The following is a 15,179-nucleotide window of genomic DNA, read 5'->3' as shown; positions in this document are numbered from 1 at the left end:
GCTTTTGGATAGAGAAACCAAGCAAAGTTTATAACCCAGAGGCAGTGACCATCGGGCAAGATCTTGGGCTCGGTAATACCAAAACTAAGACCACTTGAATCGTTTCAAAAAAACCTCTCAACCACTGACACTCCGCCTTCGGATGTTCACGATATTGCTCTAGGAGAATATTTAAGCGCCACAAAAGTCGGCCATGGTTTTCTGGGGCCAAGAGCACCAACTTCAGTAACAGGATACTGAGGGTCAAATATTCCCGCTGAATCATCAATACTGGCAGGGGGTGAGACAAATCTTGTAGGCAACTGGGATCAAGCAGGTAATCAATGAGATTCATCGAAATATGGTTCACCACCGCTGGTTCGAGGTGAATCATCTCCCCATGGGGATAGCGTTGTTTGAGATATTGCGTAAATTTTTCCGGCAACCATTTGAGGCGCCGAGGAGAAGTCATTCCAGAAAATAGATAATCTATGAATTGGGTCTGCCAACTGGCGAGGGTCTGGTTTGTTATCTGGGCAGTGAACTGGGTTGCAAGCTCCGGATAACTCGGCTTTTTTCTCAGTACCAGGCGACGAATTAGATTTAAGGTCACGTCTTCGATGAGGGTGGGATTTTTTGTGACCACGCCACTGGGGGTCATGTTGCCCTGGGTAGACAGGTACATGGCCAATTGAAAGCGATAACGGGCTCGAAAAAATTGATAAAGCATCCCCGAAGCCCGCTGCTGTTCTGGGGAAACATCTGGGTCGATAGATTGGGCGAACAGGGTAAACATAATGTAGCGATCGCCCCAGGCATAGGGATTTGTCTCACTGGAGGGAGCGAGAGCTCTAAACACACGGCATTCCCCACTATAGACACATCCCCGCAGCCAGTCCCGAAACCGTGCATGGGTAATGGAAGCAGAGGCAGCCCCTGTCTGTTCTGGGGGCAGCATCAACAACTGGACAATTTGCCGAATTTGCTCCGGTTTATCCTCTAGGAAACAAGCCTCGATAAATAAATAGCAACATCGCTTGAGGACTCGAATAAACCCGGCGTGCTGGTTTTCAAGCATCATTTGTGCCCCTAGTTCCCTGAGGCGTTCAGGAAGCTGGGCTTCGTTATGGTCAATGAAAAAGGCTTGAAAAAGCGATAAAAAGGCCCCTAAGGATTTTGCTTGAAGCTCCTGGGCAAAAAAATCAAAAATCTGTTGCTCTAAGACTTCTAGTTCTCCCGATGGCTCCATGTCAGCGGTAGCGATCGCCTGATTTGTTTCCAGGGACATATCCATTGGCTCTTGCCAATTATGCATTGATTGAACGGCAGAGCTTCCATTCCCAGGGCCGACTATTTGGCGCATCTTTGTTTTTGAGGCTGCAATTATACGTCCCACCATTGACTTCCCTAACAGTGACACCTTTTATTTTATGCCTCCTAAAATCGGGGAAAACAATAGATCAAAAATTCGCAGGAAAACTTTATAATCTACACTTGTCTCAAAAACATTATGTCAATTTTGAGGTCGATCAATGATGCTTTATACAAGAAAAAAAGACTTTTCTGATACCAGAAAAGTCTTTACAATTCTTTTTTAGTAAGTCGTAAGTTGTTTTAGTCGGGATTCTCTAAATCCCCCTTGATGAGCTGCTTTATTCAGAGTCTTTTTCCGGAGCTTTTTCGGTTGTAGATTTACCCAATTGAAGTTTTACGGTTTTTTGGGTAACCGGTGAAGCTTTCGGCATTGTGAGAGTCAGAATGCCATCTTTAAATTCCGCTGTAACATTTTCGGGGTCAATGGCGACAGGAAGAGCAACGGTGCGTTCAAACTTGCCATAGCGGAATTCAGAATGGTAGCAACCAGCATCTTCTCGTTCTGTTTCATATTTATATTCGCCAGTGAGATGAACTGATTCGCGGGTCAACTGTACATCAATATCTTCTACTGTAATTCCTGGCAGCGCCGCTTTTAGGGTGAGGATATTGTCGCCATTCAACAGTTCAATCGAGGGACGCCAGGGAAAGCGATGTTCCCCTGGCCAGGCGGCCAGTTCGTCCAGGAAACGGTTCATTTGGGTTTGTACAGTTTCCAGTTCAGAAAAGGGAGAAAAGCGTATTAATGACATCACGCAACCTCCTAAATTTATGCACTTTTCAGAGACATTTTTATTATGGATTTTTTCTTGGGAATCTATAAATGCCAGAAACCGTATCTTTAAGGCGAGATTTCCGCAAATTCTTGAAGCATTTTCATAAAAGTGAAGGCTGGAAAGAGAGGAAATAAGCTAAACAAGTAAGAAAAAAATTTTCCGCTCGAGAATCATCGTTAAATATGGACATGGATCTATTTTTGTGACTGGAAGGTCAGCGATATATTTTCGGGCGCTAGGCACTCATGGCCACAAGCAGGTCATTGGTCCAGTCACAATTGGGTCGCCCTGAGGCAAAAAAACACCGGTGCCCGTCGCCTTGGAACAATCTTGGCAAGATCTACATCAGAGCGGCAACAGACCGGGCCGCCGGGATGATCTCATGGGTAGATGCCCAAGTTCCGGATGTCCCCGTTGTAGAATAAAACCTTGTTGCTGTGGTACTCCCTTGGACTTGCCATAGGCCAAAGCTCTCCATATCCGTTCCCGTTGGGGAATCGAGATGGAAAACATAATCAGTACCGTTATCGTGTCAAAACAAACCTTGACGAAGCACTATGAAATTTATTGACAGCCATCGTTTGATTCCACTCGCTAGTTTGGCAATGGGGTGTTCCTTGGCCATGATGCCGCCAGTTTCAGCACAGCCAGAAGCAATCCAAGACAACATCAGTGACCTCCGCCCCCTCCAAGGCAGTAGTATTCTCAGCATGGCTGGGGCTTCTAGAGTGATGGATGAGGCGATCGCCGCCATTTCTGCCCAAGATTATGATGTGGCCGTAACAAAACTCCAGGAAGCTCGCCAGGTCTACAACCAGCTTTCTAATTTCCACCTCGATCTCGCCAACAGTTTTCAGGGCCTAGATAACACCGTCCACAATGCTGAACGTCGGGCAGCGATCGCCGCTGGGGAAATGCGCGATACTGCCACCTATCGCTTGGCTTTGGTGCACCGGGCTCAGGAAAAACCAGAATTAGCCGTGCCTCTGCTGATCCAGGTGATCCGCTCCCAAACACCCACAAGTGATCTTGGGGAAAGAGCCTATCAGCAGCTTTTGGAGATCGGTTTTGTGACCAACGAGTTTACCCGGCCTCAGTTCTAATCAATCTCCCCAGGGAATGGATCGCTGCGGCAAAAAACTGTTTTGGCCAAGATCAATGATTCTCCTAAAACATTTTTGTAGTGGCGATCGCCCCTTCCCAAAAAAATCTTGATCCCCTCCCGCTTTGTTGGACCATGCCGAAAACCCTGATTTTTTATAGCAAACCCGGCTGTCACCTCTGCGAAGGTCTGGCCGAAAAACTAGCCCAGGTGAGTAGCCTCCCCTACCAACTAGAGATGCGGGATATCACCACAAATTCCGAATGGTTTGCGCGATATCAGTATGAAATTCCTGTGCTTTGCCTCCTAGAAAATGGCATCGAAAAAGAATTACCCCGATTTGCCCCCCGCCTGGCTGTTGCCAAACTTGAAGAAAAATTAGCCCAGTACCTCGCCTAAGCAGATCGGTGGGCGGGCAGATCTCGATTTCTGCGGTTACGTTTTTGGATCGGTGGCTCTATGCCCCAGTAATGGGAAGCCGTAGACATTGTTGTTTTTAGTAGCTGCGGATCCCCCAACGTAAGCACCTGATTGGGTCGCTGCGGAGTGTAGCGCGAGGCAGCCATGATTGCGCTGGCGATCGCATAGGCCAAAGGTGGCGGCACCGAATTCCCGATCTGCCTTGCCCCATGCCATTTCGTTCGGTGGAGGCGAAACCAGTCGGGGAAACCATGCAAGCGCGCCATTTCGCGCACAGTAATACACCGAGGAAACTGATAATGTATTGGCCGAGGGCTGGTAAAAGCACCCCGCGCCGCATCTGTCCCAGCCCTGAGGGTATTTGCAATGCCATGGCGCGATAATTTCAGGAAACGCGAGACCTTCTCGATGCTTCCAGGCGCTGTCTCTAAAAAACGCTGCCTTGCGCGATCGCTATGGTTTGTCCGAATACTATTGGTTAATTTTTCGCGATCCCATTGCCGCTGATAGCCCCATTGCCAAGCCTCCCGGGAAAGGCAACGGAGCATCGCCCCATAGTTACCCAGGGGCTGTGGGTAGATAAAATCGACTTCATCACTATCGATCAGCTCTCTAAAAAGTTCGGCATCCGGCAAGTCCCCCAAGGCTTCCCCACAAGTGATCGGTTGGGACGTTGTCGGGACAGGATAATGCGGTAGTGCTTCTCCTTCTTTGGCCCCCATCAGAAATAAACGTTCCCGGCTCTGGGGTACACCAAAAAATTTGGCATTAAGCACTTGCCAGGGTTGCACAACCCGATAACCCAGTGTTTCTAAACTTCGAATTAATTCTTCGAGAAATTGTCGATGTTTTCCCGCGGTTAAACCTTTAACATTTTCAAACAAAAAATAGGTCGGTTCTAATTCTTTGATCAACCGGAGATATTCTTTAACCAAATGATTTCTTGGGTCATCTAAAAGACGTTGTCCAATCAAGGAAAAACCCTGACAAGGAGCGCCACCTGCTACTAATTCAATCGATTGTTCCGACGTCAAACCGACCAGGGTACGAATATCTTTGCCAGATACTTTTTCGATGGGTTGTGCTAACACATGGCACTGGGGAAAATTATATTGATGTACACAGGCATGAATTGGGTCGATTTCTACGGCGGCGACCACATCAAAACCTGCCTGTTCTAAACCTAGGCTGAGGCCCCCTGCCCCGGCAAATAAATCAATGGCCATTGGTCTTTTGATTGAATACATTTTCTTCCTTAGTTGCACGCAGTACCCAAATTTACGAGCCCTGAAATTTTAGTGATTTGGGGGGAGAGTCGAGGCCCATCATTGTTTAGTTTCAGCGTCATTGCCGTTAAGATAGAATACCTGTCCGTGACCTAAAGCAAAGTTTCATGCCCGCTGCTAACCGTAACCCGATCGCCGAAGTAATTCCCAACGCAGATTATCGCCAGCTGAATCGGGAACTCCTCACACCAATGATGCAGCATTATGCAGAACTGAAAGACAAGTATCCCAACAATATTTTGCTCTACCGGGTCGGGGATTTTTTTGAATGCTTTTTTATGGATGCGATCGCCGTTTCCCGGGAACTAGAATTGGTCTGCACCAGCAAGGAATCGGGTAAAGGGATTGGCCGGGTGCCGATGACGGGGGTCCCCCACCACGCCCTGGAGCGTTACAGCACCCAGCTTCTAGAAAAAGGCTATGGGGTCGTTATTTGCGACCAGGTGGAGGATGCCGCCACCGCCCACGCCGAAAAGCGCATGGTACGACGGGAAGTACAAAAGGTTTTGACGCCGGGTACCCTCACCGATGATGGGATGTTGCGGGCGCGGCAGAATAATTATCTGGCGGCGGTGGTGATCGCCGGCAACCATTGGGGTTTGGCCTATGCAGACATTTCTACCGGAGAATTTTGCACCACCCAGGCCCAGGATCTGGCGGCGTTGAACTTGGAATTACTACGGCTTCAACCCTCGGAAGTGCTTTATCCCACTGATGCACCGGATTTAAACCGTTTAATGCGCCCAGGCGATCGCCAAAAATTATTACAAAATCATTTGCCCGCTTGCCTGCCGTCGGAGTTTTGTTATGCGCTGCGATCGCCCAGGGAATTTGACCTCAATGAAGCGAAACCCCGGCTCCTGATGACCTTCCAATGGCGCTCTCTAGAGGGGGTCGGCTGCGAACATTTGCCCCTGGCGGTGCGGGCGGCGGGGGGATTGCTGGCCTATGTGGAGGAAACCCAACAGTCCTACAAAGTGCCCTTTGAAAGCCTGAAAACCTATAGCATCGATGCCTTTTTACAACTGGACTACCAGACCCGGCGCAACCTGGAAATTACCCAGACAGTGCGGGATGGCAGTTTTTACGGTTCTCTGCTCTGGGCCCTGGATGTGACCTGCACCAATATGGGGGGCCGCGCCCTGCGCCGCTGGTTACTGCAACCGCTATTAGATCCCCAGGCGATCGCCAAGCGGTTAGATTCCGTGACGGAACTGGTAGAAAATACAAATCTCCGCCAAGATATCCGGCAGTTGCTCAAGCAAATCTATGATTTAGAGCGCATTGCCGGGAGAATTGGCTCTGGTAGTGCCAATGCCCGAGATTTGTATGCCTTAGCCGAATCCTTAACGAAATTAACCTACCTGGCAGACCTGGCCACTGAGGGGCGATCGCCCTACCTCCAGGCCGTCAAAGACTTTCCCACAGCATTGGAAGACTTGGGAAAACATGTTTTGCAATATCTGGTGGATTCACCGCCGATTCACATCAAAGAGGGAGGCTTAATCCGCGATGGCGTCGATGCAGCCCTAGATTTTCTGCGCCGCGCCCAGGTAGAAGACCGGGAATGGCTGGCGAACCTGGAAGTCACTGAACGGGAACGGACGGGGGTCAGCAAGCTCAAGGTCGGTTATAACAAGACCTTTGGCTATTACATCAGTTTGCCCCGTTCCCAGGCGGATAAGGCCCCCGACGAATATCTGCGCAAACAGACCCTTGCCAACGAGGAACGCTACATCACCCCAGAATTAAAGGAGCGAGAAAGTCGCATCCTCACCGCCAAGGACGACATTTGCAGCCTGGAATACGAAATTTTCACCACCCTCCGGACCAAGGTGGCCGAGCACACAGAACAAATTCGGACCACCGCCCAGGCGATCGCCGCCCTGGATGTCCTCACAAGCTTTGCTGAAACCGCCATTTACCAGGGCTATTGTCGCCCTGAGATTACCACCGCAAAAACCCTCGAAATTGAAGCGGGTCGTCACCCCGTCGTCGAAAAATCCCTGGGCATGGGCCTCTTTGTGCCCAATTCCACTTATCTGGGCCGTGCCAACAATACCTATCCTGATTTGATTATTCTCACTGGCCCCAACGCCAGCGGCAAAAGCTGCTACCTGCGGCAAACGGGGCTGATTCAACTAATGGCCCAGGTGGGGAGCTTTGTCCCCGCCCAAAGGGCAGTCATTCCCATCTGCGATCGCATTTTTACCAGGGTCGGTGCCGTCGATGACCTGGCCACGGGCCAATCCACGTTTATGGTGGAAATGAATGAAACCGCGAATATTTTAAATCACGCCACGGAGAAATCATTGGTTTTAATCGATGAAATTGGCCGGGGTACCGCCACTTTTGACGGTCTTTCGATCGCCTGGTCCGTATCAGAATATCTCGCCACAGAAATCAAAGCAAAAACAATTTTTGCCACCCATTATCACGAGTTAAATGAATTAGCTTCCCTCTTGGATAATGTTGCCAATTACCAAGTAACGGTCCAAGAAATGCCCGAAGAAATTATTTTCTTGCATCAAGTCCAGCCCGGTGGTGCAGACCGCTCCTATGGCATCGAAGCGGGCCGTTTAGCCGGCTTGCCAAAGGGAGTGATTCAGCGGGCAAAACAGGTAATGACCCAAATTGAAAAGCACAGTAAAATCGCTGTCGGTCTGCGCAAAGGCATCCCCCAAAAGTCCGTCATCACTGAATCGCAAAAAAGCCAATCTGCCTCGGAACAATTAAATATCTTTAAAGTTTAAATTCCTTTAACAAATTCCCCCATCGCGTTTGCCCCCTCCGGCAATGTGGGAAAATTAAACGCGATAAAAAAATTTTCCCAGAACACCCCCCAAGGTTTTATTTTCCATGAGCGATCGCCCCACTGTCCAAAACACCTACCGCAAAGCCGTCAAACAACTTGATCTTCCCCCCAGACTGCTCCTCGGTCCCGGCCCTTCTAATGCTCACCCTAGGGTCCTTGGCGCCCTAGCGATGCCCCCTATCGGTCACCTTGACCCCAAATATCTTGAAATCATGGAGGAAGTGAAAGACCTCCTCCGCTACACCTGGCAGACCGCAAATCCCTTTACCATTTCTGTCAGTGGCACTGGCAGCGCTGCCATGGAAGCAACCCTGGCAAATATGGTCGAACCTGGTGACAAAGTGCTGATCGGCATCAATGGCTACTTCGGCCACCGCTTGGTGGATATGGCCAACCGCTATGATGCCGAGGTCCATACCTTCTCGACCGCTTGGGGAAAAGCCTTTACCCTCGAAGAAATTACCACCGCCGTCGCCCAACATGAGCCAAAAATTCTCGCCCTGGTTCATGCTGAAACTTCCACAGGGGCCAGACAGCCCCTCGAAGGTGTCAAGGAAATCTGTGAAAAGCATGGCACAATGCTCTTAATCGATACCGTCACCAGCTTGAGTGGTGTGCCCTTATTTCTCGATGAATGGGGTGTGGATCTGGCCTATAGCGGCACCCAAAAAGCCCTCGCCTGTCCCCCTGGCCTTGGCCCCCTGACCCTCAGTCCCCGTGCTCTGGATGTCCTGAATAATCGCAAAACACCGGTGAAAAACTGGTATTTGGACATGTCCATGGTCAGTAAATATTGGGGCACTGGGAAGCGGGTTTATCACCACACCGCGCCGATTAATATGAACTATGCCCTCCGGGAAGCCTTGATGCTCGTAGCCGAAGAAGGCTTAGAAGCCCGTTGGCAGCGCCACCAAGAAGCAGCGGATCTTCTTTGGGCTGGTCTCGAAGATCTGGGCCTCCAGTGTCATGTGGACCGTGAAATTCGCCTACCGACCCTCACCACGGTTTGCATTCCCGATGGGGTCGATGGCGCTGCTGTGGCCAGCCAATTGATGAAGGAGTACAACATCGAAATCGCCGGGGGTCTAGGAGATCTCGCCGGAAAAGTATGGCGAATTGGTCTGATGGGGTATAACGCCCGCACCGAAAACGTCACCTTACTGTTGGCTGCCCTGAAAAAAGTGCTCTTTTAGTTAGACTAGAAACAAATTCTTTTTATCTCGAACCCGATGACATTTTTTTCCTTGACTCGGCAACGTCTCCCCAAAAGAACGCTTGCCTTTTTTTCTGTCCTCATGTTGAGCTTCAGCCTCTGGAGTTGTAGTGGTGACCAAGAACAAGCCCAGGCAGATGTCAGTGTTGATGCGGAATTAGAAGCCCAAATTCTCCAGGTGATTCGTGATAATCCCCAGGTGCTCATTGATTCGGTGCAGGCTTATCAACTGTCTCAGCAACAAGCTCAACAACAGACAGCCACGGATTTTCAAGCGCAGCTTACCAGCAATCCCGAAGCGGTAATCGGGGACTCGCCCACCTTGGGTTCTGAGGAATTCAACGTAGTATTGATCGAATTTTCAGACTTTGAATGTCCTTTCTGTGCCCGGGCCAGCGAAACCCTGAAAACCTTTATCGAACAAAATGCTGACACGGTAACGCTTGCCTATAAACACCTACCACTCGTGCAGATTCACCCCCAGGCGATCGCCGCCGCTGAAGCGTCTTGGGCCGCCCAGCAGCAGGGAAAATTTTGGGAGTACCATGATCAACTTTTTGAAAATCAGGGCCAATTTAACGAGGAACTTTACCAACGCATTGCCCAAGATCTGGGCTTAGATCTAGAGCAATTTGAAGCAGATCGCCAACGGGCAAGACCAGCGATCGATGAAGATCTAACCTTAGCCCAAAGCCTTGGACTCAACGGCACACCTTTCTTTATTTTGGCCTCTACGGAAACAGGAAACGTCGAAACCTTTTCTGGAGCCTTAGACTTACAAGAATATGAAGCAAAATTAGCCGCGGTGATCACACCTTAATTTTTCGACTTCATTCAATAAAAAAACAACTTTTCTCTGGGAAAAGTTGTTTTTTTATTAGGCAAATTGAACATGAAATTAGGATTATAAAATAGGGCGATCAAGCCGCACAATTTACAATCAATTTATCCCATTAAAATCACTGTATCAAGAACATGAATAATACCATTGTCTGCTTCGATATCAGCAGCAAGAACAGTGGCGTTTTTCACTTCAAAACTTTCACTACAATCAATCCGAATTGGCGAACCTTCAACAGAATTAACAATCTCTAGTTTTGCCAAATCACTTTGCGTTAGCTTACCAGGAACAACGTGATAGCAGAGTATTCGGGTCAGCTGAGGAATATTTTGCAATAGGGTAGTGATGGTTCCTGGGGGTAATTTTGCGAAGGCCGCATTATTGGGAGCAAAGACAGTAAATGGCCCTGGACTTTTGAGGGTTTCGACTAATCCTGCGGCTTGGACGGCAGCAACAAGGGTCGAAAAATCTTCATTTCCCACAGCAATATCAACAATGTCTGGCATGGTAATTGTTTGGTGATGAAATAATTGATATAAATCGAGACAATCTAGGTGATTTTGTAATCACAAGAAAAATCTATAAATTACAGACTCATCTTTGGCTGTCGTAGGTTAACGATATTCTTGATTTTGAATATCATTGAGACGAGCTTCTGGACGAAGAAATCGATCCATTTGCGCTTCAAAAAATTCGCGGTTTTTTTGTAAATGCCTTGGATTCGGATCATCGAGAGGATAGAGTAAGGCTGTCCGTAGGGCTTGGATCACCGCAGAAGTCACGTTGTACATAGAACGCTGGAAAGTGATTCCTAATTGGATCAGTTCATCATCCTCGCCCCGGCAATGGGCTTTGTAATAGTCCTTTAGGTATTGGGGCAAGAAATGATACATGTCATCCATCAGCAATGTGGGGGGAATGCCAGCTGTACCCACGGGAAATACATCCGCGTACAAAATGCCGTAGTGAAAATCTTTTTGTTCATCGGGCACTTCATGGGCTTGGGCATTGTAGGATTTTGTGCCCCGGAATGGTGAAGTGCGGTAGAACACTGCTTCTACATAGGGTAAGGCAGCTTCATAGAGCCAAGTGAATCCCTTGGATTTGGGGATAATCTCAAAGCATTCTCCATCGATGTAGACGTGATGATAAATAGGACGGCCGGCGATCGCAAAAATCCCATTCACCAAAAAATTCATCGCATCGGGGACGCCTTTAAAACCACCTTCATCGTAGATATCAGACATTTCAAAGAAAACAGGCGCCATCACTTCCCAAAACAAGCCAAGGTTGGCGTAGTAGGACAGTTCGCGTACTTTTTCGAGGAACATTTCGGGGAATAATTTATAAAGCCCCAACATGACCGGGTTCTTTTTGAAATAGGCCTTGATTGCTCGATCTGCGTTGGCTCTGTATTCATCTGAATCGAGGTAGGCATCAAATTGCCCCATGCCCATATCGCGCCCATGCCAAAACATTGCACGCATACAAGCTTCGGCAAATTCCATGTTAATGCGGTCATGGAAAAGGTGATGAAAAAGTTTAGATGCTTTAAATGTTTCTCCCTTTTTCATAAACTCCAGGAGTTCTGGGTGAGCCGAACCCGTACCGCGCCAAATTCTGAGATCGGCTCTATCACCGGCGTAATGGTTTTGGCGATCTAAATATTCTGGGGAAATAAAGTATTTGAAGAAGGGCAGTGGTTCAAGAAAAACCTGCTCGGCAATATAGAGTAAATCCCGCCAGTAGAAGTCCATCGGGACGGCATAGGCTTTATAAATGCCGATGATTTGCATCAGGTTTTCGGGGGTGTCGGGTAGCATGGAGCCCCCCGATTCGAGGCGATGAATGACATCGGCATAGGGGTGGGTTGATGGGGGAAGTTTCGTGGTGATCATAGAGCTTTTGGTCAGTTGAGTAGGGTAGAGAAGTCCTCCTTTGGGGAGACTTTTTGGGGGTTAGTGGTCAGGAAAGACGGGGGCATTGAGGGCGATCGCCGGGGAGGGGAGCGTTGTGCTCAATTGACTGGTGGTCGGTTCGATCCAACGGGTAAGCCAAGCTGGTTGTAACCCTAAAAAGAGAATGAGCACGGTGAGGGCGATCGCCGGAATTTTTTCACTGGCAAAGACTTTTGGGTAATAGGCGCTATGGCTATCGAGGCGCCCAAAACAGGTGCGATTAAGCAAAATCACGAAGTAAACAGCCGTTAACCCGGAGGCAATAATGCAAAACAGAGTCGGGATTGGGAAACGGCTAAAGCTCCCTTGGAATACGAGAAATTCTGCGACAAAGCCCACCAGACCGGGAATTCCGGCACTGGCCATCCCTGCCAAAATCAGCAGACTACTGGTGAGGGGTAAACCCCGCACCGGATTCATTAACCCATTGAGAACATCGAGATCCCGAGTACCCACTTTGCGCTCGATAATTCCCACCAGATGGAACAGTAGCGCCAGAATTAGACTATGGCTAATCATCTGGGCCACAGCCCCGAGGATGCTCAACTCCGTGCCGGCGGCGGTGGCGACGAGGATATAGCCCATGTGACCGATGGAGCTATAGGCCACCATTCGCTTGAGATCCCGTTGGGCGATCGCCGCCAAGGAACCATACATCACACTGACCGTTCCAATAATCGCCAGAGCTGGAGCAACGGTAGACCACACCTCAGGGAACAGTTGTAAACCGAAGCGCACCAAACCGTAGGTACCCAATTTTGCAAAAACACCGCCGAGGAGGACCGTCACTGCCGGGTTTGCTTCCACATAGGCATCGGGTAACCAGGTATGGAGGGGCACTAAAGGAATTTTGATCCCAAAGCCAATGAGCAGAATCGTGAGGAGAACAATTTTGGCGTTGAACGAAAGATTTTCGAGGGTTAATTTTTCAAAGTCAAAGGTCGGAGATTGACTCAGCCAGACGATGCCCAGGAAAGCCGCCAACACAAACAAGCCAGAAATGGCCGTATAAATCAAAAATTTTGTGGAAGCATAGCCTTTTTTCTCGCCGCCCCAAATGGCGATCATCAGATAAAAGGGAATCAACTCGATTTCATAAAACAGGAAGAATAAAAGGAGATTATTCGCCACCAACGCCCCAGTGATGCCGCTATTGATTAACAAAATCAACGAATAATAGAGCTTTGGTCGGTGGTTACTTTCGCCAATGCTGTAGATTGCCACTAAAGTCAGCAAGCTGTTTAGGACAATCAAGGGCAAAGAAAGGCCGTCAACACCAAGGTTATAGTTTAACCCCAGAATACTGAGCCAATTGTGAAATTCGACATATTGCATCTGGGCATCTTGCAGGTTGAGGTTAAGCAATAACCCACTACTGATGCCCAGGGTGATAATCGTAAAAACCGTCGCGACAATGCGGGTGATAGGTCTCGGCAGCAGGGCGATCGCCCCAATCCCGACTAGCGGTAAAAACAAAAGAAGAGTCAACATAATCATTTCAGAAAAGTCTTGGGATTTGCGAGCAAGTCGGTAATCGAATCACCGCTTAGAATTGCCAATGTTGCAGGATCGGATAGGACAGAGCGGCAATGAGCAACAGAATCCCCGCCATAATCGAAAGGGCATAGGACTGACTTTGGCCGGAGTTGTTATATTTCAAGCTTTGCCCCCCAAATAGGGTTGCTAAACCTAAAAAGTTGATGACCCCATCGACAAAGAAACGATCGAGCCAATCGATGACTTTCGCCACTAAAGCAACAGCAAAAATAACCGTATTCTTGTAGAGTTCTGCGGTATACAAATCCTTGGCAAAAAAGTCACGAATCGGGCTCGGTAATACGTGGATCGGCTTGTTAATCTTGTCATTGAGGTAGAGATACATCGCTGACCCGCCGCCAAGAATCGTTGAGCTGATCAATACCGCTGCCACGGCTAAATTGAGTTGGTGCCAATCGGGTAAAAAGTCTAGTTCTGCGAGGATAAAGGGGCTATGGAGGGCAAACCCCGTGAGAATTACCATCGGTAAGACCAAGGCCCATAATCCTTCGGGCGATCGCACCATCATTTGCTTGGGTTTGCCGCCAAAGATCAAACTAAACTCCCGCATGATACTGAAGGAAGTAAGAGCATTGACCACAATCAAAACCACGGCGAGCAGCGGGCTGGTCTTCCAAAAATTGCTGGTGAGCTGGGCCAAACTCCAGAAACCACCGAAGGGAGGCAGGGCAACGAGGGAAGCAGCGCCCACCAGATAACAAATCCCCGTAACGGGCCGCCGGGACCAAAGACCGCCATATTTCGTTAAATCTTGGGTGATATTTGTCAGCACAACACCGCCGATCGCCATCACCAAAATTGCCATCGCCACCCCATAGGTGAGCAACAAAATCAGGGTCGTCTGATCTTGCTGGGAACCCACTGCCATAAACACCATGCCCATGTAAGCACTGACGGAATAGGACAGGGAGCGCTTGATATCAATCTGGGCGATCGCCACCATTGCCGCCCCCAAGGCCGTCGTGGCGCCGATGGCGACCATAAACAGGGACGCAAAATCCGAGAGGGCAAAAATCGGCTGCAATTTAATCAACACCCAAGCCCCCGTACCAACGACCAAACTATTACGGACAATCGTTGCGGGGACGGGACTTTCCATCGCCTCATCGAGCCAGAGGTGCAGAGGGAACTGGGCACATTTTCCCAGGGGCCCGGCAATTAACCCTAAACAAAGTAAGGTGGCCCAGGTAGGGTCGAGATCGGTCGTGGCGGCCCACTGAGCCAAACCATCAAAATTCCAAGTGCCCGCCAGGGGTAACAGCGCAACCACGCCCATGAGCAAGAAAAGATCCCCCACCCGTTTTGTCAAAAAGGCATCCCTGGCGCCAGTTACCACCAGGGATTGGTTAAACCAATAGCCAATCAACAGATAGGTCCCCAGGGTGAGAATTTCTAGCACCACATAACTAAAAAATAGGGAATTGCACAGCACCAGGGCACACATCCCCGCCTCAAATAGGCTCATCGTCGCGAAAAATCTCGCCCAACCCCAATCCATCTCCAGGTAGGCGATCGCATAAATTTGTGACAGAAAATTAATCCCAGCAATGAGGATCAACGCCCCAATCGTAATACTCGAAATATCCAGGTCAATGGCGAGGGTCAGATCCGCCGCCTGGAGCCAAGTGAAAGAAGGCTTAAGGGCCGGTTGCTGCCAAGTTTCAAGAAAAGCCAAACAACTGTGCACCAAGGCAGTGAACGTTAAAAAAATATTGACGTATCCAGCGGGGCGGGGGCCAGTCTTGCGGGTGATACCGGGCATCCATAGAGCCGATAACCCCATACCCAGTAGGGGATAGCAAGGAACAAGCCAGACACTCTGACTAAAAAAAGTATGCATAGGACGATGACGCTGAAA

General features: G+C 49.1%; 13 protein-coding genes. 5 read left to right on the top strand and 8 right to left on the bottom strand.

The window, feature by feature from the left end; all coding sequences use genetic code 11:
* Nucleotides 1–28 precede the first annotated feature (28 nt).
* The 3 genes from ACZ45B_RS13110 to ACZ45B_RS13100 all read right to left on the bottom strand — a co-directional run bounded on the left by ACZ45B_RS13110 (nt 29) and on the right by ACZ45B_RS13100 (nt 2,607).
* Entirely contained in the window at nt 29–1,273 is a 1,245-nt protein-coding gene (locus ACZ45B_RS13110) for a hypothetical protein (RefSeq protein ID WP_148293426.1), read from the bottom strand.
* A gap of 358 nt (nt 1,274–1,631) precedes the next feature.
* On the bottom strand, nt 1,632–2,105 hold the full coding sequence (locus ACZ45B_RS13105) for an Hsp20/alpha crystallin family protein (RefSeq protein ID WP_464674883.1): 474 nt from the start codon (nt 2,103–2,105) through the stop codon (nt 1,632–1,634).
* Between the two features lie 364 nt (nt 2,106–2,469).
* Nucleotides 2,470–2,607 carry a hypothetical protein gene (locus tag ACZ45B_RS13100; RefSeq protein ID WP_158505984.1) on the bottom strand — a complete coding sequence of 46 codons (138 nt, stop codon included), beginning with the start codon at nt 2,605–2,607 and terminating at the stop codon, nt 2,470–2,472.
* A gap of 79 nt (nt 2,608–2,686) precedes the next feature.
* Here ACZ45B_RS13100 and ACZ45B_RS13095 point away from each other — a divergent pair, with 79 nt between their 5' ends.
* Both ACZ45B_RS13095 and ACZ45B_RS13090 read left to right on the top strand, forming a co-directional pair.
* The gene (locus ACZ45B_RS13095) at nt 2,687–3,232 is read left to right on the top strand and encodes a tetratricopeptide repeat protein (RefSeq protein ID WP_024545778.1); all 546 of its coding nucleotides are present in this window, start codon (nt 2,687–2,689) and stop codon (nt 3,230–3,232) included.
* Nucleotides 3,233–3,366: 134 nt separating this feature from the next.
* Complete coding sequence (locus ACZ45B_RS13090; RefSeq protein ID WP_024545779.1) at nt 3,367–3,630, top strand: glutaredoxin family protein; 264 nt, start codon at nt 3,367–3,369, stop codon at nt 3,628–3,630.
* Here ACZ45B_RS13090 and ACZ45B_RS13085 read toward each other — a convergent pair.
* Nucleotides 3,627–4,877, bottom strand: coding sequence for a DNA cytosine methyltransferase (locus ACZ45B_RS13085; protein WP_236612442.1), 1,251 nt, complete (start codon nt 4,875–4,877; stop codon nt 3,627–3,629). The genes ACZ45B_RS13090 and ACZ45B_RS13085 overlap by 4 nt on opposite strands.
* A 167-nt stretch (nt 4,878–5,044) precedes the next feature.
* Here ACZ45B_RS13085 and mutS point away from each other — a divergent pair, with 167 nt between their 5' ends.
* The 3 genes from mutS to ACZ45B_RS13070 all read left to right on the top strand — a co-directional run bounded on the left by mutS (nt 5,045) and on the right by ACZ45B_RS13070 (nt 9,785).
* Complete coding sequence (gene mutS, locus ACZ45B_RS13080; RefSeq protein ID WP_024545781.1) at nt 5,045–7,690, top strand: DNA mismatch repair protein MutS; 2,646 nt, start codon at nt 5,045–5,047, stop codon at nt 7,688–7,690.
* Nucleotides 7,691–7,796: 106 nt separating this feature from the next.
* Nucleotides 7,797–8,945 carry a pyridoxal-phosphate-dependent aminotransferase family protein gene (locus tag ACZ45B_RS13075; protein WP_024545782.1) on the top strand — a complete coding sequence of 383 codons (1,149 nt, stop codon included), beginning with the start codon at nt 7,797–7,799 and terminating at the stop codon, nt 8,943–8,945.
* A gap of 36 nt (nt 8,946–8,981) precedes the next feature.
* Nucleotides 8,982–9,785, top strand: a complete 804-nt coding sequence (locus ACZ45B_RS13070; protein ID WP_096415433.1) for a DsbA family protein — start codon at nt 8,982–8,984, stop codon at nt 9,783–9,785.
* Between the two features lie 125 nt (nt 9,786–9,910).
* Here the strand turns inward: ACZ45B_RS13070 and ACZ45B_RS13065 are convergent, their stop codons facing one another.
* The 4 genes from ACZ45B_RS13065 to ACZ45B_RS13050 all read right to left on the bottom strand — a co-directional run bounded on the left by ACZ45B_RS13065 (nt 9,911) and on the right by ACZ45B_RS13050 (nt 15,161).
* On the bottom strand, nt 9,911–10,312 hold the full coding sequence (locus tag ACZ45B_RS13065; protein ID WP_024545784.1) for a fasciclin domain-containing protein: 402 nt from the start codon (nt 10,310–10,312) through the stop codon (nt 9,911–9,913).
* Between the two features lie 108 nt (nt 10,313–10,420).
* On the bottom strand, nt 10,421–11,704 hold the full coding sequence (locus tag ACZ45B_RS13060; RefSeq protein ID WP_029681786.1) for a CO2 hydration protein: 1,284 nt from the start codon (nt 11,702–11,704) through the stop codon (nt 10,421–10,423).
* A 60-nt stretch (nt 11,705–11,764) separates the two neighbouring features.
* The gene (locus ACZ45B_RS13055) at nt 11,765–13,255 is read right to left on the bottom strand and encodes an NADH-quinone oxidoreductase subunit M (RefSeq protein WP_024545786.1); all 1,491 of its coding nucleotides are present in this window, start codon (nt 13,253–13,255) and stop codon (nt 11,765–11,767) included.
* Between the two features lie 55 nt (nt 13,256–13,310).
* The gene (locus tag ACZ45B_RS13050; RefSeq protein WP_024545787.1) at nt 13,311–15,161 is read right to left on the bottom strand and encodes an NAD(P)H-quinone oxidoreductase subunit F; all 1,851 of its coding nucleotides are present in this window, start codon (nt 15,159–15,161) and stop codon (nt 13,311–13,313) included.
* Between the last annotated feature and the right edge of the window lie 18 nt (nt 15,162–15,179).

It is taken from the genome of Picosynechococcus sp. NKBG15041c, assembly GCF_055380235.1.
This window is presented reverse-complemented; position numbering and strand designations above follow the sequence as displayed.